The organism is Xylella fastidiosa, from assembly GCF_011801475.1.
GTDB classification, from domain to species: Bacteria; Pseudomonadota; Gammaproteobacteria; order Xanthomonadales; family Xanthomonadaceae; genus Xylella; species Xylella fastidiosa.
The window spans coordinates 2,506,990-2,528,526 of the sequence record NZ_CP044352.1 but is presented as its reverse complement, the minus strand read 5'-3'; the positions used below and the strand labels follow the sequence as shown (position 1 = coordinate 2,528,526).

Below are 21,537 nucleotides of genomic sequence, written 5' to 3'. Positions count from 1 at the left end.
TCAGTGGCAACGGGCAGGGGCCGCATTGCAACTGATGGGTTAACGTTAACGTGCCGCCTATGGAGTGAGCAATATCATGACGTGATGTGATTCGCGTCGCATCTTAATGCCGCGATTCCGTCCATGCAATCGCCTCAGAGTATCGATATCAGCACGCGTGCGCCCGGAGTCAATCGTCCCGTTACCGTTACGGTCCAGCACCAACCAACCATCGTCCGGCTTCAGCCAACCGGTGCCGGTCTTGACCCCATCGGCATCGTGGTCGAACAGAATGACCCTGCCATCACTGCCTGTCGTTTCGATCCCGTCACCGTCCAAATCCAACGCCAGCGGATCGCGCGGCGGGAGCGGAGTGATCCGTTTGCTAACACTGGCACCACCTGCCCCTGGGCCACCCGCAGCCCCTGTCCCGTGGCTGTTGCTGCCGGTGCTGTCGCCAAGAGCATCACGGTTGTTTCCTTTCCCCGGTTGATTTCTTTCGTTATAGCGACGGGTATCATTCCAAGGGTCTGTAATGAGGTGACCTCGCTTCATTGCATCGTATACGCGACGTGCAATCTCGTCGCTACTTGCGGAATCCTTCCCAATATTACGGCCAACAGAGTTATTCCATTTATCCATATTCTTTTCATATTCAGGCTGGTTATGAATGAAATCGCCGCGTATCTCATTCAAATCTCCAAAAAGATGAGCTGCTGTTTCACCATATTCCCGAGTCATCGCTCCACTGGCGTAGGCATGACGAAAAGCATCCCATTCACCATTATGTGCAGTGCTAGGATCAAGTCCGTAATACGTTGCGTATCTATTAGCCTCTTGCATGTAACGGTTATAAAGACTTTCATATCCATTCATTCAATTTCTCCCATGATCAAAAAAAATCTATTTTTTGATTCGATTTTTGTGACTACCGCATTTTCTAAAGATGCACAATTAGCTGGTTTAAAGTGTTCTGGTAACTTCGTTTTGTGTTCAGATTGGATTTCATGGCTGGCAAGGATATCCAGATTTCTGGATCGCTTGAACTGATAAAGATTGACTGTTTCAGTTTCAGCAATAACAAAGGCCCAATGTGACTCATCTGCGATATACCCTGATGCTTTTAGGTACGCATTAATATGAACACTTTGTGGAACCTTTTCGTCAATGTATGACTGATAAGGGTAAAGGGTACATACCATTCCATGTGTCACTTTGGTGAGATCAGTGACACGAACAACCTGGCCGACCTTTAAGTCATTCTGTATATATTCTTTAATCATTTGATCTTTCTCCTTTGATTCACATCCAGTCATTGATGCGAGAGAAATAAAAAGAAAATTAATTAAGAGTATGTGTTGTATGGAAAGAGGTGAGATTCTCATATTTCATTTCCGATGAGTTTGTAATATTCTATGTTTCTTATTATTGAATGGATTGTCATGATGGGTTTTATCTGGTGCAAAGCCATAGCTATTATTATTTCCGTTCCCATCACTGATTTCATACCACATATGCCCCACAGCAGATTGGCCAGGTTTGTTATCCCCCGCATTCTTGAGCCATGTTCCTCTGCCAGCAATATTAATCGTTACCGTATACATATAATCTCCTTTGTTTTATTTTCCAGTGTAGGCTCTGCTAAATCGAATCTCGGCATATAAAGGCGCAAGCTCTGGCGCACCCTCTAGATAGTCAAGCCGGATGGTATATGTGCCAGCCTGGAGCGTGTCTTGTGCCAAAATAGTATATCTTCCCATGTAACTCTCCCCAGTTTTGGGGTGATCTACTATTTTATCTAGAATGACTTTGTTACCTTCCTTTTGAATGAATTGAACTCGGAACTTGGCAGGCACTCCTGGTTCAATCCATTCGTGATTAATAAGTTTTGAGCCACCCAGGAGGTCATAAAAACGCCTCTCTTCTTCAATCCCTCTGTTTTTATCAAGCAAACGGGACCATTTATTTGGAGCAGCAATGAAAAATTTTACATCAAGAGAGCAAGTTAACGGCCCCCCGAGATTTACGTCAAACGAATATGTTTCACCCACTTTTTTAAGATCAAAAGGTAAGTTGATTCTTGGTTTGCTTGGATCGTTTCTATTAAAATCAGGACCATAAAAGAAAATAAACGCTGTGGCCAACCCCAGGAATACCGTTGCCAGGAGTAACAAGATGCCGCGAGTGAAAATCTTTCTTGACATATTATTTATCCAGTTTCTCTATGTTGACAGCGTGACCTTTTTTGAAGTGAACCCGAAATGGAATATCACCTTCACCAGGAAACTGGTAAGCGTTTTTAAAGGTCATCCAGATTTCGCTATTATCTGGTTTTATCGATTGCGCCCACATTACTTTCATTGGATCACTATGTTCCGGCCATCGGGATGTGTCGGCAGTCACCTTATAGAAAAAAGCGCCTCCGGCTAATTTTGCTTCAAAGGGAGTCATCCCCAATAAGATGATCCCATGTAATATTGATGATCGCCTTCCCTTTGGGAAAATTTCAGGATGTTCTTTAAACATCGACTCGGCATACTCTCTATCTTCGTCTGGTATCATTTTCGAGGTCTTGATTGTTGGTGTGTGTACATTATTTGCATGGACGTTTTGCAAGAAAACAAAAAAAATCATCGTCAATAGAAAAACCAAACGATGAGATGATGATTTATCTTGTGCTGGAAGCACCCTATTCATGATGTCATTAAATGTCATTTAATTTTTCCTTAAATTATCTAAAATGAATGATTGTCAATTTCTACAAGTTTCCAACAGCCTTTCTTTTTGAAGAAATAAGATATTTGATAATCCGTGTCTGGCTTGACAACACGAACTTGTGCCTTGTTTGAGGTGAGTTTAATGACTTCAATGTCTAAGGGTATCCTGCTCCGCTCTTGGCTCAGTGGCATGACGGGAAATTCAATTTGCTCGCGTTGCAGTATCTGAATGAATTCTTTTGGTTCGGGTTGAGCAGTAATATCATATTGATGTTTTATCAGCGGATACGTGGTGAAAGCCCGCTGGATAGTGACGTCATTGGAGAACTTTTCAAGAAACGATGGAAAGTCTTTTCCGGGACAGGGCACGCTAGGTGTTGTTGTGGCGTGCGATTGATTTTTCTGTGTGTCAGGCGTGACCGCAGCCACGGTGTAAGCCATAAAAAACACAGATCCTATGAATAATTTCAAGACTCTTTTCATTGTTGAACTCCATTTAAAATTGGATGAAATAGAATACCTAGATATTTTTTAGGGCCATCATCAGACCCTGGGAGAAAATCGGAACCAGGGTTATAAATAGGCATAATTAAAATCCTCCTTCATCACTCGTTATGCACACAAAACTTGATTTGTTTTTGCCTTCCTCTACGAGGTAGGCCACCCCTGATTGAGGATTGAACCCTGGGGCTGCAATGGCCAACTGATACCCGGTTGTTTTTTTAATCGCCGCCGCAAGACGTTTTACGTTGACCGGTACCGTGATCATATGAATTGCGTATGTGTTGGATGGGATCGCAATTTCCGTGGCATCCAGGCCCATAAACTTTTCATGTAATTTATATCTTGCAACCTCTTCATCGACCTTATAAGGATAATATCCCTTACGTTCCAAAATGCGATTGCTGGTGCGCTTGGATTCTTTTTCGAAATAAAAATGATATGGAGTGCAGTCATCCATAGATGGATAAATATTATCCAGCCAGTGTAGTTCTTGTTGGCCACCAGTGAATGAGCGATTATCGGTGGATGACAAATACCAGCAGTCATTTTTAACGAATTCGTAAAGCATTAAATAATCTGTATTAGGTTGGATTAATATAATTTTTCTGTTCTCATTTAAATATCTTCCCGTGCCATTAATAATATCCAATGATTTCCTCTCCCTTTCTGCCTTTAAAGGAAACACAGGGAAGTGAACTTGATCGCTTCTTAAATGCTTGACTACTTTTTTCACTTCTGGTGCAGCCGACAAATCCAGCTCCTTGATTCTCAGCGGATACTTGGTGAAAGCCCGCTGGATGTTTACATCATTGGAGAATTTTTTAAAAAACGTTGTGAAATCTTCTCCAGGGCACGACACCATGGGTTTTGCTGCGGCCTGCACATGCTCTGCTGCGGAGGCAGGGGCCACAGCAGCCACGGTGTGAGCCATAAACAACACCGCGGTAGCGGTGATGAAGCATCGCCAGGGGATTTTCATTATTAAACTCCATTGAGAACGGGGTTGCATACAACGCCAACAGTGCAAACAACGTGCCGCAGGATGCATTATTTATCGGGCATCAAATGCACATACAAAACTGGAGGTGTTGTTGCCTTCCTCTACAAGGTAGGGCACTCCGGATTGAGATTTAAATTCGGGGATCGCAATGGCCAGACGATGGCCGGTGTTTTTTTCCACCGCCGCGGTAAGACGTTCTACGCTGACTGGCAGCGTCACCTTATACATGCCGTATGGGCTTGTGGGTATTGTGATTTCCGTGGCATCCAGGCCCATAAACTTGTCATGTACTTTGTACTTTGCAACAGAGTTTTCAACCTGATAAGGAGTATATCCCTTGCGTTCCAACACCCCATTGCTAGTGCGCTTGGTGTGTGGGTCAAAATAAAAATAATACGGAGTGCAATTATCCATTGCGGGGAATATCGCATCCATCCAATACAACTGTGGATGGCGCGCAGTGGATGCTTGATGATCAATAGACCACAAATGCCAGCAGCCATCCTTCACGAATTCGTACACCGTGACATCATCCGTATTCGGTTTGATAAGGATGGCTTTACGGTTTTCATTGACATAGCGTTGCCGCACTTCAAGCATTTTCAATGATTGTTTCTCCCGTGTGGCACGCAACGGAAGTACTGGATGGGAGATTTGATTGCTTCTCAAGTATTTGATGATTTTTCTCACTTCCGGCGCGGCGGATAGATCCAGTTCCTTGATTCTCAGTGGGTATTCCGCGTATTCCCGCTGGATGCTGGCGTCATTGGAGAACTTGTCGAGAAACGATGAGAAATTTTTCCCGGCACAAGGTGCATATTCCAATAAAGCAGAGGTATACCATCGGTCTTGTTCTGATTCAGACTCCGCCGCAGCCACGGTGTGAGCGACAAGCAACATTGCAGTTATGAATAATCGCCAGGGCATCTTCATTGTTAAACTCCATTTAAAACGCGGTGGGATGCAACGTATAAACCTTGCGACGCAGCAACAACGTCAGTATTGCAAATCACCGTGCCCGCAAGGACACCCGTTTTGCTGTTGGTAAGAAGTAAACTCAGTGTCATGTGAAGAGAAATCCCTTTTCTCAAGCTATTTTCTTTCCGTCAGTGGTAGGGGGTAGGGGCCGCATTGCAACCTATGGGTTAACGTGCCGCCTATGGAGTGAGCAATATCATGACGTGATGTGATTCGCGTCGCATCTTAATGCCGCGATTCCGTCCATGCAATCGCCTCAGAGTATCGATATCAGCACGTGTGCGCCCGGGGTTGATAGCGCAGCGTTTAAATACCGACATCCAAGCCATTCTGGAGTGAATGGATATTTATAAATTATTCGGACAAGCGCTATGGCCTTCTCAACGCCTGCAATCTGATGCTTTATAGATAACGGCCACGCCGGTTTTTTCCATACATTGACTGCGTAAATAAAAAAACTGCATGAGCCAATGATGTGCTTAGTGACCGTCTATAGTGATCACGATATTAAATAATTTAATAGGTGAAATATGAAACCCAGAATCCTGATATGTCTTGCTGCATTACTACCGGGGACCGTCTGGTTAACCGGATGCGCCTCTATTGGTGATCAGATTAAAGATGAATTCTCCTCTTACGCCGAACCTAAAGAGGGCGAACTGGCCCACATCCGCTTGATTGGCTCACGTCAGGTCAAGGTCTACCCCAATAGCACCTGCGTCAATCCAGGCGCACCAGGCAGCGGCTACCCCAACGGTTGGCAGATGTATGGACAGCGCAAGCGTGATCTGGGGATGCCCAAACTCCCTCAGACCCCGCGGCACTATATCGAGATTGCGGCCCGTGCTGCTCAGCCAATCACCGCTGCATTTTCCTTCCAGACCAGTCTCTTTCCCCAAAAAACACCGTGGAGCAGTGGCGGCAATGTCATCAACGTCAACCTCTGCAACATTGCATATAGCTTTGTGCCCGTGGCCGGTGCCCATTACGAAGTGGTTGCACGTGAAAACCGCCGCGTTTGCAGTGTGGACCTCACGCAACTGACCCCCGCAGCGGATGGCACCTGGCATGCGGTGCACGTTCCAGGCCGTGAGGTTGGCCATTGCGGCACCTCCCCCGCAGCGGCTGGACACTAGAAACCCAGCAAGCACACACATTTATGCGTGTGCAGCGGCGCGGTGGTGTTTCTGGCGTGTTTGCAGCACCACATGGGCTGCTCAAGGAGTCGGTCGGCTTGGATCACCGCATCCCACCACGGCATTAACAGAGTAAGACCACTGCTTCCGACGTTGATGCCGACGTCCCGCAGACACCAGCGCCCCTCCATGTGCACGCAGTGGCGTGTCACCTGAGTTGCTGTTGATCCCGGGTGCGTAGCGGCAACACAGATCGCAGCGCCAGCATCAAACCAGCGGCCCAACAATCTTCCTGCAATGCTCCGTACTACCCCACATCCCCACATCCCCATATCCCCATATCCCCATATCCCCATATCCCCATATCCCCATATCCCCATATCCGCAGCGCAGCAACGCAACGGCGTACTGAATGGCGCTGCCGATGCGGTGCTGTCCTGCATAGTGAACGTGTGTATTGGCCTTTTCTTAGAGGCTTTGATGAAAAAGGCCGCGTCCAGTCTTCCCACCTACCTGTCCCCTGCGGGGCGTGGCCCTTCCAAGTGCTGCCGCCTACTGATTTCGTCAACTCCATCCGAAGCGATATATCGCATGGCCACCCATACAGCCTTGATGCTTTTATTAACCATAAAGAATGTGATGAAATGCGCGGTATTTCCGCATTGCTGCGGCTCCCCCTTCAGAACCAACGCCGGTTTTTCAGCCAGGCCAAATCGCGACCCTGCCTAGCGCAGCCAACACAGCACAGACCAAAGATCGATATTGGCTGTGCAGCACATCAACAAGGTATTCACACACTCAAGGAGACTGTAATGACATTAAATCTGGGGAAAGCCATATTGGATTGCGTACAAACACGCCCCGAAGAAAAATTCACTGCACGGCAGATCGCCGAATGGATCTTCAGCACCTATCCTGCGGAATGTCAGCAGAAAAAATCCAATAGCCAAAGCGCTTCCATCAACACCGACAGCGACCTAATCCAACAATTGGTTGCGGAAATTGGTTCCCGCCGTCCCAGCTTGCAGAAGAAACACCCGGAACTGAAGGTCACCGAAGGCAGACCACGCAAGTACTACTACACCACACAAACAGACATTGCCGCAGTGGCTGCCGCGGAAAGCACCGCCACCAAGCCCACCAAGCAGGCGAATGGCAACGTAACGACGGGCGAACATGCACTCTACCCGCTGCTGTCGCGCTATCTTTTGGATGAATGTGGCGTCTACGCAAAGCGTATCGACGAAAAGCGTTCATCCAACAAGCGTGGCCCCAACGGCAACCGCTGGTTGTACCCCGATGTGGTCGGCATGCAGGATTTGGGTGTGGAGTGGCACCAACAAGTGCGCGATTGTGTGAGCCACTATTCCGACAAACGCACCAAACTGTGGTCCTTTGAAGTCAAGTTGCTGATCAACATGTCGAATGTGCGTGAATGCTTTTTCCAGACAGTCTCCAATTCCTCATGGGCCAATTTCGCCTATCTGGTTGCAGCCGAGATTGAAGGCCCATACACCCTCAAAGAACTACGCATGTTATTTGCGGCCCACGGCATCGGCCTCATCAAACTAGATAGCGACACCCCTGCGGACAGTCAGATCTTGATTCCAGCCCGCGAGCGCGATGACATCGATTGGGACATGGCCAACCGGCTCGCCACCGAGAACCGCGACTTTCTGGAATACATCAAATGCGTCAAACAGTTCTATCAAACTGGCGAAGCTAAATCAGCGGATTGGGATATCCCAGAGACCACCGACTGAAGCCGCCACCTACGCCAGCCAACCCCATAAAGGCCTGCCCACACTGACTGAAATACTCCAACACACCAACACTCCAACACTCCAACACTCCAACACTCCAACACTCCAACACACCAACACTCCAACACTCCAACACTCCAACACTCCAACACTCCAACACTCCAACACTCCAACACTCCAACACTCCAACACTCCAACACTCCAACACTCCAACACCTCAACACCTCAACACCTCAACACCTCAACACCTCAACACCTCAACACCTCAACACCTCAACACCCCATGCCATGCCGCAGACCATCCATGCCCGCTACATGAGTCACCCCAAACTTCCCTACCGCCTGACCTGAGTGACATTGCACTTCTCGAAACCGGCTCCTACCTTGCCCCCGGCGCTGCTCGCTGACGTCGGGTACCTGCCGACCTGAGCACCATGCAAACGCAGGGGCAACAGCACACTCAGGGTGCTGGAGCACACCTGGCCAGCGATGGCCTCACCACCAACCGATCCGGCATTCTCAGCAACACCGATAACAGGGATGTAGGCAAAGATGTGCCAACCATTGACCCCAACGTAAGGAGACACTGTTATGAAATTGCGAATCCCACTGTGTGTATCAATCTGTGTTGCCGGCCTACTGTTGTCGGCTTGCAGCACCGCTCCTGTGATCGACTCGGATACCGGCAAGCCGATCATGATGGCCGGACCTAAGGAGAGCCGCGATCTGACCCTGGAACAATTTCAGGTGAATTTTTTAGATCAGTACACCATCAAGCATGCCTTTATCAATGGCGTCAACATCTACCGCTGTTATCCAGGCGCACCGCCCAACAATGTGCAGATGGTGATGCAACGCAGTCATGGAACAGAGGTCCCGGGAATCATGGTTAACCTGGAAGGTCAACAGCCGACGGTTGTTCCACTGGATGCCTCTATCATCGGTGCCAAGAAGCTGACTCCCACCACCACGCGCCCTTTGCATAACGTCAGGGTGTTGAGAGTGAATGCGGTGATGAGATTTCATCCGCTGTGCAGGGCGCGGTTTGTGGGACCCAACGACATCAGTTTCGGCATCCGCAGCGCCACCAGCCAAAGTATCCAGGAGCATATTCAGGAACTAACGGATCTGATGAAAAAAACTCAGCAAGCCGATGAGCAAGCCATGGGTGCGCTCTATAGCCGCAGTAGTGCCCTCGTATCCAAACTTAAAATGAGTGGGGCCACATCCAACGTTGCTTTTCTGGAGGTCCCACAGACCGAGACGCGCTGGGGTAATCCCTGGACCTGGTACCGCGCGTATCTTCCGACCCCGCTGGGTGATGGCGTGGAAACCTGGATGACCCCGATCGGCGATAGCGGCTACTACATCACGGTGGATTTCAACTTTACTGAGTCAGAACGTCAAAAAAACACCGAGAATTACCAGCGTGCCCGTCAATTGATGGACAGCGTGTTGCAATCAGTGGTCATTCAAAAGCGGTGAGCGCTGTCCAGCAGCAGTGTCCCCCGACAATGGTTGCCGCCGGATTGCGATTGCCTCGCATGCGCGCGTGTTGCAAACACTGACCACACGCGGCAATCCGCTGTTTTTCGCGCACTTCAAATTAGGTGATGCTGCCGGATGGCGATGCCCGGTCGGTTCGATTTAGAGACGCTCAGAGCAACGTGTTCGAGCTGCTCGGGTCGTTCAAGGGTGAAGCTATGACGGTGGATCGCATCATGCAACACGCCGGTTTGGACAGCATCAAGCCGAGCGACCTGCTTAAGACCAAGGGCCTGCCAGAATCGCAAGACGCTGCCTACGGCGCACTCGTGGTTATGCTGCAACGCGTGGCCCTGTCTAGGATGCGATGCCGTGTGCGCTGAGTGCGTTCGTTATCCCTTCACAGATATTGAGCAAGCTTATTGGCACCCTCACAGGTGGTTGATGAACAACACTGGCTACGTGTGCTGCGCTGAAGCAGTCGGCACAGCTTCCGACAGAAGATCGCGCAGCACCGAAGCGAACGGGCCAGCTCATGCTGCTTATGCGCGACATGGCAGGCAGATGCAGCACAGCAGCCCGCCAGGTGCACGGAACCCGCAAAGGACCCCAAAACCGAGAATGGGGGCGGAGGTGTTGTGATTGATGGCGCAGCGTTGCCCCAGCGCACCGCCGCTTCTGGAGCTTACGCATCCTGGGGTGGTGCTGAGAGCAAGCAGGCCAGCCGATCGCACACCCAGCGAAAGCCAATCCGCTCCTGCTCCAGGCGCAGCCTGGGCTGGTGGCGATCGTATCGCAGGTCATCGTAGACGGCAGCCTCTTCCGTGGTGAGGTGCTCCAAGGCCTGGCGTGTCGGCTTGGATTCCTCGTCCCAGTGCACGCGATGCGCCAACAATGTGTCTTGGTCCATGAGCACAGAAGTCACGTGCCCAAAGTAGCCACGCAGCCGGTTGAGGATGGTGAAGCCGTGAGTATCCATGTCACCCCAGTAGTACAGTTGGCAGGCATGCAGCCACGCGGCGCGTGCCAGCTGTTCCCAGCCGTAGCCAGCGCCGAAGATGACGATCGCACCGGCCACCTTGGGGAAGGTGAGGAAGCTGATTTCGTTCTCGATGATGAAGACGCGCGTGATAGGGAGCGTCAGTGCCGCGAAGTGAGCCGCGTCTAGGCTGATGTCCGGCAGCCCTGCCCAGCCCGGCAGGCCGGGCAGCGCGGCGTCAAGCAGACGAAACCGGATCGGCACAGGCTTGTCGAGGAAGCCGAAGCGGCGCGTGAACTGACGCACGCCGTTGGCGGCCGTGTCGATACTCTCTGGCGGCAACGCCAAGTCCAGCAGCGCGGTCAACACGCTTTTGTGCGCCTCAATGAATTTGCTGTCCACTCCGGGCACATCTACTTGGCGTAGGTAAACGCCTGGACGAGGATGCGCCTGAAGCCAGGCGACCACGGCTAAAAGACGTTCCCAGCGGTCGGCCACCTCCAGCGCTTGGGTCGGGCGTCGTAACAGCCACGCCAGGAGCACTGGCTGCGCGGCTGCGGTCTGCTGCCACACCGCTTCAAACTGCAGCGCTTCATGCGTCTTACCGATGAAAGCCAACGCGTCTTGCAGGGTGTCCAGATAGACGGCTGCAGGAACCTGTTGTGTCCCTTGGACGCGGTGCTTCCATTCCCGCCATTGGATCCGAATCTGCGCGGTGCCAACGATGGCCTGCACCCAATCACGCACCGCCTGAAAGCGCTCGGACAGATCCGCAGCGTTGGGCGCCTGCAGCGTCAGGCGGTGCGGCCACGTCATGGCGTGTGTGTCCGTGACCAGCGCCCGCAGCAAGTCGCCCTGCTTCCACAGGCGTTCCACCTGGGCGCGCAGGCTGACTGGTGTGGCCCAACTCATCGGGCGTCGCCTCTCGGTCCGCTTCCATTGGTTTTCTCCGCCTGGTACTCCTCAATCGACAGGCAGCGTAGCTGCGAGTCGCACCCGCCCTTGTTGTGCACGAATCCCACGCTGGAGACGAACGGCTCAATGATGTGAATCTTCTGCAGCGGCGTCACGATCAACAATTGCAGGTTGAGCTTTTGGAATAGGCGCAGCCCGTACTCGGCTGACTCGTCCGAGCCGCGCCCGAACGCCTCATCAATAATCACGAAGCGGAACGATTCTGAACGCACCTCATCCCACTTCAGCCCAAACTGGTAGGCCAGGCTTGCCGCCAACACGGTGTAGGCCAGCTTTTCTTTCTGGCCGCCAGATTTACCGCCCGAGTCGGCGTAGTGCTCGTACTCGCTCTCATCGGCGCGCCAGCGCTCGCTGGCCGAAAACACAAACCAGTTGCGCACGTCGGTGACCTTGGCCGTCCAGCGCCGGTCGGCATCCGACAGCCCTTCACGGCCCCGGAAGCGGTCAATGATGTGCTTGACCTGGAGGAATTTGGCGTCCGAATACTGTTCATCGTCCGAACCGGTCAACGTACCTTCGGTACATGCCCGTAGATCCTGCTGGAAGTCGCGTATCTCAGCGTCCGGGCTGGGTTGTGCCAGCAGCGTGATGTAGCGCCCCCTTTTGTAGTCAATGCCGTGCAGTGATTGGTTGATGTAGTGATCCTGGTTGTAGTCAATGCCGTGCAGCGATTGATTGATGTCCTTGATGCGCTCGGTGATCGTCTCCCGCTCACGGTTGAGTTGGGCGTTAAAGCTGGCGATCTCGTTGATGGTGTTGACGTTCAGCAGTGCTTTGAAGCGCGCCTCGAATCGGGGCAGGTCGTCCTTCTGCAAGCCGTTGAGCATCCGTTCATACTCTGGCAGCGCCGCCAAGTCTGCGTCCATCTCCACGGTCTCAGCCTTGAACTGATCTTTGAAGCGGTGCATGGCGCCTGTAATACGGTCATTCAGTTGTCTCAGGTGAGCGTTCTCCGCATCAATACGTTTTTGTAGCCATTGGCGAACTTGCTGCTCGTGGTTGTCGCAAGATTCGACCGATAGCACGTGCTCCCCCAGCGCTTGCTGGCGCCAGCCAGCCAATAGCGCGATCTGCGCTTGGCTCAGCGGCGCATCATCCCAAGCGCTATGGGCCTGATTCCACATCTGCTGCGCCGTTTTTTGTTTGCTCTTGACCTCGCCCTGTTCGTGCCACGCGTTCTTGCACTTGTCCTCCAGCACCTTGACTCGCGTCTGCGCCTCTGTGAGTTGCTGTTGCAGGGTTTGCAAAATGTTAGATGTGGTTTGGAGCTCCGCGTGTTCCTCTTTGAGTCCGGCAATCTGGCGGACCAGGCTCATCCAGTCGATGTCCACAAAGTCCGGGTACTCCCCCAGCTTGTTGAGTGCATCCAGCCGTTCCTGTTGTTTCTGGCATTCCCGCTGAATGGTGCCGAGGTCTTGTCCCAACATGCCCATGCTGTCTTCCAGGTGTTGCCGTTGCGCGTTCAAAGTGTGCAGCTTGTCGGCATTGCTCCAGCCGAGGACGTAGCGGCTGCGGTCGTCAATGCGATGGCGGTCGTCCTTCTCATGGCGGCCACTGGGGTCTTTGATCTGGCCCGCCTGCGTGATGGCGCGGACCTCACGATGGAACTGCTCCATGGTGTCACAGCAGACGACGTTGCAGCGCCGCTGAAGTTCCTGTTGCAGCCACGTGTAGTGTGGTGACTCCGGTTTGATGATGAGTTTGTGTACCAGCGACTGCGCATGTAACGCTGCATCCTGCGTCGTATTGCGTGGACGCATATGGAAATACACCAGACGGCGCTGCAACTGCTCGCGGTTCACCCACTCGGCCACAGCCTTGTAGTACGCGTCCGGAACCAGCAGGGTGAGGCCAAAGCTGTGTAGCAACCGCTCGGCGGCGCCTTCCCAATCGCGTGCGTCCTCACGCACCTGGATGAGTTCGCCCGCGAAAGGCAATGCCTCCGCATCAATGGACAATGCCATACACAGATCATGACGGATGCCGATCTGGGCGGCGCTGATGTTGCTCTGGCGCTGTTGCAGACTGTTGATTTCTGCCAATAGTTTGGTGTGCTTTTCCCGAGCATCGTAGAGAGCACGATCCTTTTCGCTCTTGTCGTTATGCAACGTCGCAATGGCTGCGTTTAATTCCTCGGTATGTTGCGCAAAGCGCTGTTGCTGGGTGGAGAAGCCTATTGCATCGGCTGGCGCTGTCTCGTCAATCTTGGTCAGTAGCGTTTGGTAGCGGTCGGACTTCTTTTGGCGTTGTGCCTTGGTTTGCTCCAGTTGCTCAATCTCTGCCGCCAGCGCTTCCAGGCGGTCGCCGCCGTTGTCTCGCATATCCTGTTTCAGTTGGGTGACTTTACTGTCTGCGGCCTTGCGCTGTTCTTCCAGGTGCTGGATCTCCACAGTTAGCTGGGCCGCTTCGGCTGCCAGTGCCTCCAGGCGGTGCTTCAGCAGTTCCCCTTTGAGCTGTGCGAAGTAGGGCCGCAGTGTGTCACGTCCAGCCTCCAAGGTTTGAATATTGCCTAGCTGCGTCTGGTGCTTCTTGCCGTCCTCGACCAGGGGGGCGAGCAACTTCACCTGCTGCTTGGCTGTGAGCACGGCTTGATGCGCCCGGTCCAGGTCGTCGAAGTGGCAGATCAACGCCTCAATGCGGCTGCCCATATCACAGGGTTCTAGCATGTGGCTGCACACGAAGTCGGTGAGATTGCCCACGGACTTCATTGAGACGGTTTGGTGGAACAGCTCCAACGCTTGCTCGTGTTGGATGCCGAAGCGTCGGCGAAACCACGCCCCGTAGGGTGGGAAGCTGTCGAACAGCTCGCACCCTGCACCGCGAAGCTTCTTACGTAGGGTCTTGATGTCGCCGCCCAAGTTGTTGAAGTCCGTGGCGATGCCAAGGGCGCGTTCTGCCACCACGAACAGTCGGGCAGGCTGGCTTTGGGAGTCCTTCAGCCAGAAGACCTGGGCCAGGGTGATGACCTTGTCATAGCCGACGTTGTGGAAGACGCCGAGGATGACGGAGTAGTCCGACGTGCCGCGCAATGCTACGGGCTTAGCGGTGCCGGTGGCATCGTTGCGTTCGCTCTTGTAGTAGCCCAACACGTAGGAGCGCAACGAGCGTTCGCGGGCATCGGCCCCAGCGGCCTTGTTGTAGGCCACGCGCTGCGCTGGCACCAACAGGGTGGTGATTGCGTCAATCAGTGTGGACTTGCCCGAACCGATGTCGCCGGTGAGCAGGCCGCTGCGCCCGCCCAGGGTGTAGCACCACACACGGGTGTTGAAGGTGCCCCAGTTCACTACTTCTAGGTGCTGTAGCCGGAAGCCGACACGCTTGTCATCGGCAACGAAATTTAGGCCAAGTGTGGAGGTCTCACGCATCGCCTGACTCCCCTTGTGCTTCAGGCGTGGTGTCAGGTTCGTCTTGATCGTCTTGATCGTCCGATGGCACGGCATGATAGGCCTCCAAGCGTGCATCGAATTCGGCCAGCCATTGGGCATCTACAAAGGCTTTCAAGATGCGGCTTACTTCGTAGTTGTTATGGTTTGGTGTGCTGCTGGAGGGGGAGGGCAAGGGGCGCAAAAACCCCAGCTCGACCACCCTCTTGATGGTCGTGTCGAGCTGATCAATGAGCCGTGCCTCGTTGGTGGCGTCGGGCAGGAACACCCGCATCAGTTCGGCAATCTCCTCGCGTGTCAGCACCAGCCGGGGGGCACCGCCGCGCGCATCGGACTCCGCCATGCGTTTGCGCAGCAGTGCCAGCATCAGGCTCACCTTGTAGGGCAGCGCGCGACGTACGATCAGCCGAGGCGGGCGGGCACTGCCTTCGGCGGCGTCCGGGTCGGGGCGGCTCTTTAGGAAGGCGTAGCCTTCGGCTTCGTCCAGTACTAGATCCAGCCACAGCACGGCGGTGTGTTCTCTGACCTGTGTCTGTAGGCGCAGCAAGCTGGACCATAGGCGTTCTTCTTGGTTGCGGTACAGCACCCCTTTGAGCAAGTACACCATCAGGTGTGACAGTTTGGGCACTGTCGGCAGTGCGTTGCGTGGGGTCGCTACGACATCACTCTCATACAGCGTGTCCTTCATGGGCTCTGTCTCCTTGTGATGATTCCTGATGATCTGAGAGGGCACGCCGCGTGAAGATGATGCGGGGTAAGCGTGCCTCGCGGGTGACTGTTTCACCCACGGTATTGTTGGCCTGCCAGCGGATCGGCTCTTCTACCGTTTCGTCGACGATGCCGCGCAAGCCGTCCGGATCACTGCTGTTGCTGGTGTGGGCCAGCTCCAGGTAGGCGACCAGTTCGGCCAAACCCTGTTGCAGTGGCTCAGTTTGCAACAGGGTGCGCAGGGAGATCTGGGATTGGGTGCGCAGTGCGCGTTGGATGGCTAAGCGCAGGCGTGCTTTGTCCATCACAATTTGGTTAAACAAGGGGGTGGTGTCGATGTCGTCTGTACCGGCCGCAAGGACCAGATCAGCCAGGCGCGGCTTTGCGTGTGGGGTGAATAAGGGGCGTTCCAGCGGCAGTTGAATGTCCGCCCCGATCGCATCCAGGTGCATCACTGTGCCGGAGGGTGTCATGTCGCGCAGGCCGAGTGCGTTGCGCTCAATGCCGTGTAGCAGGTCCATAATGCGGCGGTTCTCCAGAAAAGCTCGGCTTTCCACAAAGTGGCGTAATTGCTGCGATAGTTGGCTGATGGTACGCAGGGTTTGTTCGCCGGCTTCTATCCAGTCGTCGTGGATGCGACGGGTACGCGGCTCCGGATGCAGCGCCGCCACCGCGGGCAGCGCCAGCACCTGGCCCAGCCGCTCGGAAAGTTCCTCGCGACGTCGGCTGGAGAGCAGGAAGTTCCAGAAGGCGCGGAAGCTGCGGCCCTGGTCAGAATCGCTGATGGCATCGCGCTCGCCCATGATTTCGTCCAGCAGCGTGCCCTTGGTGCCTTCCCACAGTGCGATTTTCTCGCGTACCTTGCGGTCCAGCTGGCGGAAGTTGTCTTGCACTTGGCGGAAGTCGGACAGCAGCTCACGCGCCAGTTGCTGGAATTGCTGGAAGCGGTCTTTGATCGCGGTGTCGTCCAGCAGCGGTGTATGCCCTTCCAGGACGTGGGCGATTTCGATGTCCAGTGCGTCGCGCTTCTTTTGCAGTTCTTCCACGCGCTTTTTGGGGTCGGTCTCGGTGCCGGTGCTCATTTGCTCCAGCAGCGCAAACAGTGTTAGCAAGCGCGATTCGGTGCCGACAAATGAGCGTTCCGTGAGTGACAGCAACCAGAGGATGGCTTTTTCAGTGGCCGGGGTGAGGTCAAACTGCGCTTCATCCGTGTCTGGTGTGTAGAACTTGCGTAGCCAGCCTTTGTCGGGTGCGGACCAGTCATTGAGGTAGTCCAGGGCGCCCTTCGGGTAGGCCTCCGGTCCTTCGTGTTCACGCAGCGCATACAGCGTGTCTTCCAGTGCCTGGGTGATCTTGGTCTCGCTCAGCAGGCGCGCGTTCGTTGCAACGAACAGGCGGTGCAGAAAGCTTGCGACCAGGGGGGCATGCGATGAGGTCAGTAACCGCCAGGCGGGGTGCCGCTCACGCAAGGTGGTCAGGGTGGCATGGTCCATCTCGGTCACGCGTGGAGGCCAGGGAATCTGTTGCAGTGAGCACGATGCTTGGGCGGCGCGTCTTCCCGTGGTCGGGTGCTGTCAGCGCAATGCGGTTGCCAGCGCTTGTGGTGGTATCGGCTGTGGCTGGGTAAGGTTGTGCCGTGGGTGTGTCTGGTGTCGTGTGTCTGCCACAGGACACATGCAGTGCCGCAGGCCGGATGCATCGTGGTGTTGTCTGCGTTGTGATGCAGCATGGGGATGGCGAAGGCGATGCGTTGTCGGTGAGCGCGTTGGGTCAGTGCAGTGCGTGTCATGAGGGGGCTGGCCTTGCGTTTCCTTGCGTGTTGGGATCGGTGTCTGTATCGGCACCGCGGGCGCGGATTCATGTGTGCACTGCGGACACGGTGCGTTGTCTACACAGATGCAGGGCGGTGTGGCTCGCGTCATTGATACACGGTGTCCTTGGTCACGCCCAGGGGGTGGGCGATCTGGGCGATGCAAATGCACGGTGCTGTGGTCATGGGGGGCATGGGAAGCATCTGCGACGGATCACGCCGGGTGAGAGTCTAGCAGTGGAACGTTGCGTTCCCAAACGTGGGTGCAGGGCGCAGCAGTGGGTGAATCGCAGCATCGTGCGTCATTGTGAGTGGTTCAATGCGCTACATCACTTGGTGCAATGCAAGCATTCGCCGGTGGCGTGGTGTGCATGACGTTGTGCCACGCGCTGCGGGTGTGGTTGTAGCAATCGGCTGATGAGTGCTGCGGACACGACACCTGCGATTGGGCCAACGAAATTCAGGCAGATCTTGATTGCATTTTGAGGAACGTTTTTATCTTGCTTGATGCGGCTAAAGGGGGCTTTCTGAAATACACACAGTGCGATGCCTTTCTGGAGAAGGGGGACTGTGCAATCGTCGTAGTCAGTTGGATATTTCAGGCATGAAGCGCATGACACAGGTGCATTAGAGACGTGCTTTCATTGATAGAACAGCAATGCTAATAAAGAGAATCGGCGGCACGTAGTTAAACCATGTGACGTTCCGAAGCATACGATTGACCCTGTCTGCCAGAAGAGCGACAGAGAAGTTCACTAAGAGGCCGCTCGTGTTGAAGATCAACCCGTACACCATAAAGGTCATGGCATTGCTATCTCGTGGGACGAATTGAGGGATCAGACTCAGGAAGAACAAAGCGATCTTGGGATTCGTCAAGTTAATCAGCACTCCTTGTATGAAGGTGCCTGTGTAACTTGAACGGGACGCTGTAGGAGTCTGGTTTGAAGCATTCTGACGCGGCCAGCTGAGGTAGGCGATGTAAAGCAGATAGGCCGCACCTATCCCTTGCAGGCCGGTATAAATGGATGGGTATTGCTTTAAAACAGTACTGATACCCAATGCGGTGAGGATGACGTAAATAAATACGCCAATCTCAGTCCCAAGCACTGCAGCCAGAGCAGTTTTAACCCCGTTCTTCTGGGATTGCTGAAGCACAAACATCATGGCTGGCCCCGGACTGATGCTAAACATCAGCACGGTCAGTATGAAATAAATAGAGGGGCCATGCATGGCTGCGTTCTCTTGCAAAAAGTGATGATGAAAATTCAAAAAAATAGGTTTGTAGCATCAATGAAGATCAATAGCGCGCGCGCTGGATGCAATCGCCCACGTCCAAGTGAAACACTCCGTCAGAGATGGGGGCTGACGGAATGGGGCGATATGCAAAGGGGGTGTGTGCACGTTGTATTGGTGGTGCTCTGGGCACTCGGCACGGTTTTGGAGTGCTACTGCGGTTCATCATGGGTTGTAAGGAGCGGTGGTTGTTGTGTTGATTTCCGCGGTATTGACGCTAAGAAAAAGCAGTCCTCCGGGGGGGACTGTCAGGAGTACGCCGGAATACCTTATCGCATTTGCTGTGATTGAACGGTGTCGCTTGTCACCCTCACGCAAGATGTGCGTTTAGAAAGCCGCTGGATATTTACGGTGTTGGTGGCGCTTCGGCAACGCTTGGTGAGGGTGTTGTGTGTCTCTTGGTATCTTGGCGTTGCAACTGACAATAAACTCTCTCATTCCGCGGCAGAATGATGTGGCATGAGTGAGCAATAACAAAGAGCAGGAACGTGCCGAGTTGCACAAAACCATTTGGCGCATCGCCAACGATCTGCGCGGCAGTGTCGATGGCTGGGACTTTAAGACCTATGTGCTGGGGATGCTGTTTTATCGTTTTATCTCAGAGAATCTGACCAGTTACATCAATGCGCAGGAGCCCCGAACCGGTAACGGTAATGTCGATTTTGACTACGCTCAATTGAGTGATGCGGGTGCCGAGTCCGGCCGCGCGGAAACGGTGAAGGAAAAAGGTTTTTACATCTTGCCTTCTGAGCTGTTTGTCAGGGTGCGGGCCGGAGCGAAGTTTGACGATAACCTCAATGAGACGTTGAGCAAGGTCTTTGCCAACATTGAGCGCTCGGCGATTGGCAGTGATTCTGAGCAGGACATCAAGGGGCTGTTTGATGATCTTGATGTCAACAGCAGTAAGCTCGGCCCGACTGTGCCCAAACGTAACGAAAAGTTGGTCAAGCTGCTTGAGGCTATCGGCGATTTGCCGTTGACCAGTAGTGAAGGCGGGTTTACGGAAAACACCATCGATTTGTTCGGTGATGCTTACGAGTATCTGATGCAGATGTACGCTTCCACGGCGGGCAAATCTGGGGGCGAGTTCTACACGCCGCAGGAAGTCTCTCAATTGCTGACTCAGATCACTGTGGTCGGCAAGACGGAGGTGAATAAGGTGTATGACCCGGCCTGTGGTTCTGGATCGCTGTTGCTCAACTTCGTCAAGGTGTTAGGACACGATAAGGTGCGTCAGGGCTTCTACGGACAAGAGATTAATCTCACCACTTACAATCTGTGCCGCATCAATATGTTTCTGCACAATGTGAATTATGAGAAGTTCCACATTGCACACGGTGACACGCTCACCGATCCGGCGCATTGGGATGATGAGCCGTTTGAAGCGATCGTTTCCAATCCGCCGTATTCGATCAAATGGGATGGTGATTCCAACGCGCTGCTCATCAATGATCCGCGTTTTGCACCGGCGGGGATACTGGCGCCTAAAAGTAAAGCCGATCTTGCTTTTACGCTGCATATTCTGAGTTGGCTGGCGGTCAATGGCACGGCGGCGATTGTTGAGTTTCCCGGTGTTCTTTATCGCGGCGGTGCGGAGCAGAAAATCCGCCAATATCTCATCGACAATAATTATGTTGATGCGGTCATCCAGTTGCCGGCTGATTTGTTCTTTGGTACGACGATTGCTACTTGCATCATCGTGTTAAAGAAGTCCAAGGGTGATAACGCGACGTTATTCATGGATGCTTCTAGTTTGTTTGTACGCAGTGGCACCAAGAACAAGCTGAGCACGGCGCATCAGAAAAAAATCCTTGATGGTTTCACGGCACGTCAGGACATTGAGCATTTTGCGCGTTTGGTTGACAACAGTGACATTGCCGCTAACGGCTACAACATCGCTGTGTCCAGTTACATTGCGCAGGCCGACACGCGTGAGAGTATCGATATCAAGGCGCTCAATCGTGACATTGCCCGCATCGTTGCAAGACAAGCCGAATTGAGGAAGCAGATTGATGCCATCGTAGCTGATCTAGAAGGGGAGCCATGATGAGCGGCCAAGGCCGCGGCGGCATGATCAAGCAGGGGCGTTCTTCTTGGGCGCCATTGATCGTGAGATTGTCCGGCAACGGTCAAGACAACGCCTTGCAAGCGGCGGGCAGTTTCAATGATCAGCAAGGGGTTGCTCATGCCACAGCGGGGTACGCAAAAGACGCTACGCAACGCTGCGGCCAGCAGCTTGATGTGGTAGCAGTCTCTCTAACAATGGTGAAAGTAATGCAGCAAAAAAATAGCGGAAAAAAACGGGGATGAGTCGGATTGATGAGTTGATTGCAGCGCTTTGTCCGGAGGGGGTGGGGTTCATGAGAGTTGGTGAGTTGCTTGAAAGAACCTCAAATATCCGATGGCAGGATACTCAGGGTGAAGAATTCCAATATATCGATCTGTCTTCGGTTGATCGCAATACCCACATTATTAGAGGCACAAAAACCATTAATAGTGGAACCGCGCCGAGTCGGGCGCAGCAAATCGTGCGCGAAAACGATGTAATTTTTGGTACAACAAGGCCGATGCTCAAACGCTACTGCCTCATTCCTTCTGAATACGATGGGCAAATATCTAGCACTGGTTACTGTGTCTTTCGACCAAAAAATGAATTGCTTCTACCAAATTTTCTGTTTCATCTACTAGGCACAAAAGCCTTCTACAGCTATGTAGAAGCAAATCAGAATGGTGCAAGCTATCCTGTCATCACGGACGAGGCGGTAAAAGCATTTCGCATTCCTAGACTGCCGGTAGAAGTTCAGGCTGAAATTGCAAAAGTACTTGA

23 protein-coding genes and 2 pseudogenes are annotated in these 21,537 nt (G+C 53.2%); 8 read left to right on the top strand and 17 right to left on the bottom strand.

The annotated features are described in order from the left end of the window. Positions 1–129 precede the first annotated feature (129 nt). The 8 genes and pseudogenes from F7G16_RS11505 to F7G16_RS11470 form a co-directional block, all read right to left on the bottom strand. Positions 130–855, bottom strand: a pseudogene (locus tag F7G16_RS11505) (DUF6973 domain-containing protein); the annotation flags it as partial. Continuing rightward, positions 852–1,262, bottom strand: a complete 411-nt coding sequence (locus tag F7G16_RS11500; protein WP_004090259.1) for a hypothetical protein — start codon at positions 1,260–1,262, stop codon at positions 852–854. The pseudogene F7G16_RS11505 and the gene F7G16_RS11500, both read right to left, overlap by 4 nt. A gap of 105 nt (positions 1,263–1,367) precedes the next feature. Then, complete coding sequence (locus tag F7G16_RS11495) at positions 1,368–1,583, bottom strand: hypothetical protein (RefSeq protein WP_011098370.1); 216 nt, start codon at positions 1,581–1,583, stop codon at positions 1,368–1,370. A 15-nt stretch (positions 1,584–1,598) separates the two neighbouring features. Next, a complete protein-coding gene (locus tag F7G16_RS11490) occupies positions 1,599–2,183 on the bottom strand; it encodes a DUF5625 family protein (RefSeq protein WP_004090255.1) in 585 nt (194 codons plus the stop codon). Between the two features lies 1 nt (position 2,184). Beyond that, positions 2,185–2,694 (bottom strand): hypothetical protein, encoded by a 510-nt coding sequence (locus tag F7G16_RS11485; RefSeq protein WP_004090253.1) that lies wholly within the window; start codon positions 2,692–2,694, stop codon positions 2,185–2,187. Positions 2,695–2,714: 20 nt separating this feature from the next. Further along, positions 2,715–3,137 carry a hypothetical protein gene (locus F7G16_RS11480; protein WP_004090251.1) on the bottom strand — a complete coding sequence of 141 codons (423 nt, stop codon included), beginning with the start codon at positions 3,135–3,137 and terminating at the stop codon, positions 2,715–2,717. Positions 3,138–3,285: 148 nt separating this feature from the next. Further along, entirely contained in the window at positions 3,286–4,179 is an 894-nt protein-coding gene (locus tag F7G16_RS11475; protein ID WP_004090250.1) for a hypothetical protein, read from the bottom strand. A gap of 72 nt (positions 4,180–4,251) precedes the next feature. Then, a complete protein-coding gene (locus tag F7G16_RS11470; protein WP_004090247.1) occupies positions 4,252–5,133 on the bottom strand; it encodes a hypothetical protein in 882 nt (293 codons plus the stop codon). Positions 5,134–5,708: 575 nt separating this feature from the next. On the opposite strand from F7G16_RS11470, the gene F7G16_RS11460 reads away from it, so the two are divergent. Next, positions 5,709–6,314 carry a hypothetical protein gene (locus F7G16_RS11460; protein ID WP_004090246.1) on the top strand — a complete coding sequence of 202 codons (606 nt, stop codon included), beginning with the start codon at positions 5,709–5,711 and terminating at the stop codon, positions 6,312–6,314. On the opposite strand, the gene F7G16_RS11455 is transcribed toward F7G16_RS11460, so the two are convergent. Beyond that, entirely contained in the window at positions 6,311–6,757 is a 447-nt protein-coding gene (locus F7G16_RS11455; protein WP_167405119.1) for a hypothetical protein, read from the bottom strand. The genes F7G16_RS11460 and F7G16_RS11455 overlap by 4 nt on opposite strands. 369 nt (positions 6,758–7,126) lie before the next feature. On the opposite strand from F7G16_RS11455, the gene F7G16_RS11450 reads away from it, so the two are divergent. Then, on the top strand, positions 7,127–8,077 hold the full coding sequence (locus F7G16_RS11450; protein ID WP_004087430.1) for a COG2958 family protein: 951 nt from the start codon (positions 7,127–7,129) through the stop codon (positions 8,075–8,077). Here the strand turns inward: F7G16_RS11450 and F7G16_RS11445 are convergent. Together F7G16_RS11445 and F7G16_RS11440 are read right to left on the bottom strand one after the other, a co-directional pair. Next, positions 8,037–8,285, bottom strand: coding sequence for a hypothetical protein (locus tag F7G16_RS11445; protein WP_080729512.1), 249 nt, complete (start codon positions 8,283–8,285; stop codon positions 8,037–8,039). The genes F7G16_RS11450 and F7G16_RS11445 overlap by 41 nt on opposite strands. A gap of 127 nt (positions 8,286–8,412) precedes the next feature. Further along, complete coding sequence (locus F7G16_RS11440; RefSeq protein ID WP_014607528.1) at positions 8,413–8,664, bottom strand: hypothetical protein; 252 nt, start codon at positions 8,662–8,664, stop codon at positions 8,413–8,415. Positions 8,665–8,668: 4 nt separating this feature from the next. Here F7G16_RS11440 and F7G16_RS11435 point away from each other — a divergent pair, with 4 nt between their 5' ends. The 3 genes from F7G16_RS11435 to F7G16_RS12440 are packed head-to-tail and all read left to right on the top strand — an operon-like array spanning position 8,669 to position 9,945. Then, the gene (locus F7G16_RS11435) at positions 8,669–9,562 is read left to right on the top strand and encodes a DUF769 domain-containing protein (RefSeq protein ID WP_004087434.1); all 894 of its coding nucleotides are present in this window, start codon (positions 8,669–8,671) and stop codon (positions 9,560–9,562) included. A 16-nt stretch (positions 9,563–9,578) separates the two neighbouring features. Beyond that, complete coding sequence (locus tag F7G16_RS11430; protein ID WP_014607527.1) at positions 9,579–9,728, top strand: hypothetical protein; 150 nt, start codon at positions 9,579–9,581, stop codon at positions 9,726–9,728. A gap of 52 nt (positions 9,729–9,780) precedes the next feature. Next, on the top strand, positions 9,781–9,945 hold the full coding sequence (locus tag F7G16_RS12440) for a hypothetical protein (RefSeq protein WP_225621592.1): 165 nt from the start codon (positions 9,781–9,783) through the stop codon (positions 9,943–9,945). Positions 9,946–10,247: 302 nt separating this feature from the next. On the opposite strand, the gene F7G16_RS11420 is transcribed toward F7G16_RS12440, so the two are convergent. The 6 genes from F7G16_RS11420 to F7G16_RS11395 all read right to left on the bottom strand — a co-directional run bounded on the left by F7G16_RS11420 (position 10,248) and on the right by F7G16_RS11395 (position 18,647). Then, entirely contained in the window at positions 10,248–11,453 is a 1,206-nt protein-coding gene (locus F7G16_RS11420) for a Wadjet anti-phage system protein JetD domain-containing protein (protein WP_004087436.1), read from the bottom strand. Continuing rightward, on the bottom strand, positions 11,450–14,881 hold the full coding sequence (locus F7G16_RS11415; protein ID WP_004087437.1) for an ATP-binding protein: 3,432 nt from the start codon (positions 14,879–14,881) through the stop codon (positions 11,450–11,452). Before F7G16_RS11415 ends, F7G16_RS11420 begins: the two co-directional genes overlap by 4 nt. Further along, positions 14,874–15,587: a DUF4194 domain-containing protein gene (locus tag F7G16_RS11410; protein ID WP_004087438.1), complete on the bottom strand. Its 714-nt coding sequence runs from the start codon at positions 15,585–15,587 to the stop codon at positions 14,874–14,876. Before F7G16_RS11410 ends, F7G16_RS11415 begins: the two co-directional genes overlap by 8 nt. Further along, positions 15,568–17,100 (bottom strand): DUF3375 domain-containing protein, encoded by a 1,533-nt coding sequence (locus F7G16_RS11405; RefSeq protein WP_004087440.1) that lies wholly within the window; start codon positions 17,098–17,100, stop codon positions 15,568–15,570. Before F7G16_RS11405 ends, F7G16_RS11410 begins: the two co-directional genes overlap by 20 nt. Positions 17,101–17,105: 5 nt before the next feature. Then, positions 17,106–17,396, bottom strand: a complete 291-nt coding sequence (locus F7G16_RS12435; RefSeq protein WP_225621591.1) for a hypothetical protein — start codon at positions 17,394–17,396, stop codon at positions 17,106–17,108. A 648-nt stretch (positions 17,397–18,044) separates the two neighbouring features. Continuing rightward, on the bottom strand, positions 18,045–18,647 hold the full coding sequence (locus F7G16_RS11395) for a LysE family translocator (protein WP_004087444.1): 603 nt from the start codon (positions 18,645–18,647) through the stop codon (positions 18,045–18,047). Positions 18,648–19,173: 526 nt separating this feature from the next. On the opposite strand from F7G16_RS11395, the gene F7G16_RS11390 reads away from it, so the two are divergent. The 3 genes and pseudogenes from F7G16_RS11390 to F7G16_RS12430 form a co-directional block, all read left to right on the top strand. Continuing rightward, a complete protein-coding gene (locus F7G16_RS11390) occupies positions 19,174–20,757 on the top strand; it encodes a type I restriction-modification system subunit M (RefSeq protein WP_011098361.1) in 1,584 nt (527 codons plus the stop codon). Further along, entirely contained in the window at positions 20,754–21,020 is a 267-nt protein-coding gene (locus F7G16_RS11385; protein ID WP_012382785.1) for a hypothetical protein, read from the top strand. The genes F7G16_RS11390 and F7G16_RS11385 overlap by 4 nt, the downstream gene beginning before the upstream one ends. Further along, positions 21,017–21,520 (top strand): annotated as a pseudogene (locus F7G16_RS12430) (restriction endonuclease subunit S); the annotation flags it as partial. The gene F7G16_RS11385 and the pseudogene F7G16_RS12430, both read left to right, overlap by 4 nt. Between the last annotated feature and the right edge of the window lie 17 nt (positions 21,521–21,537).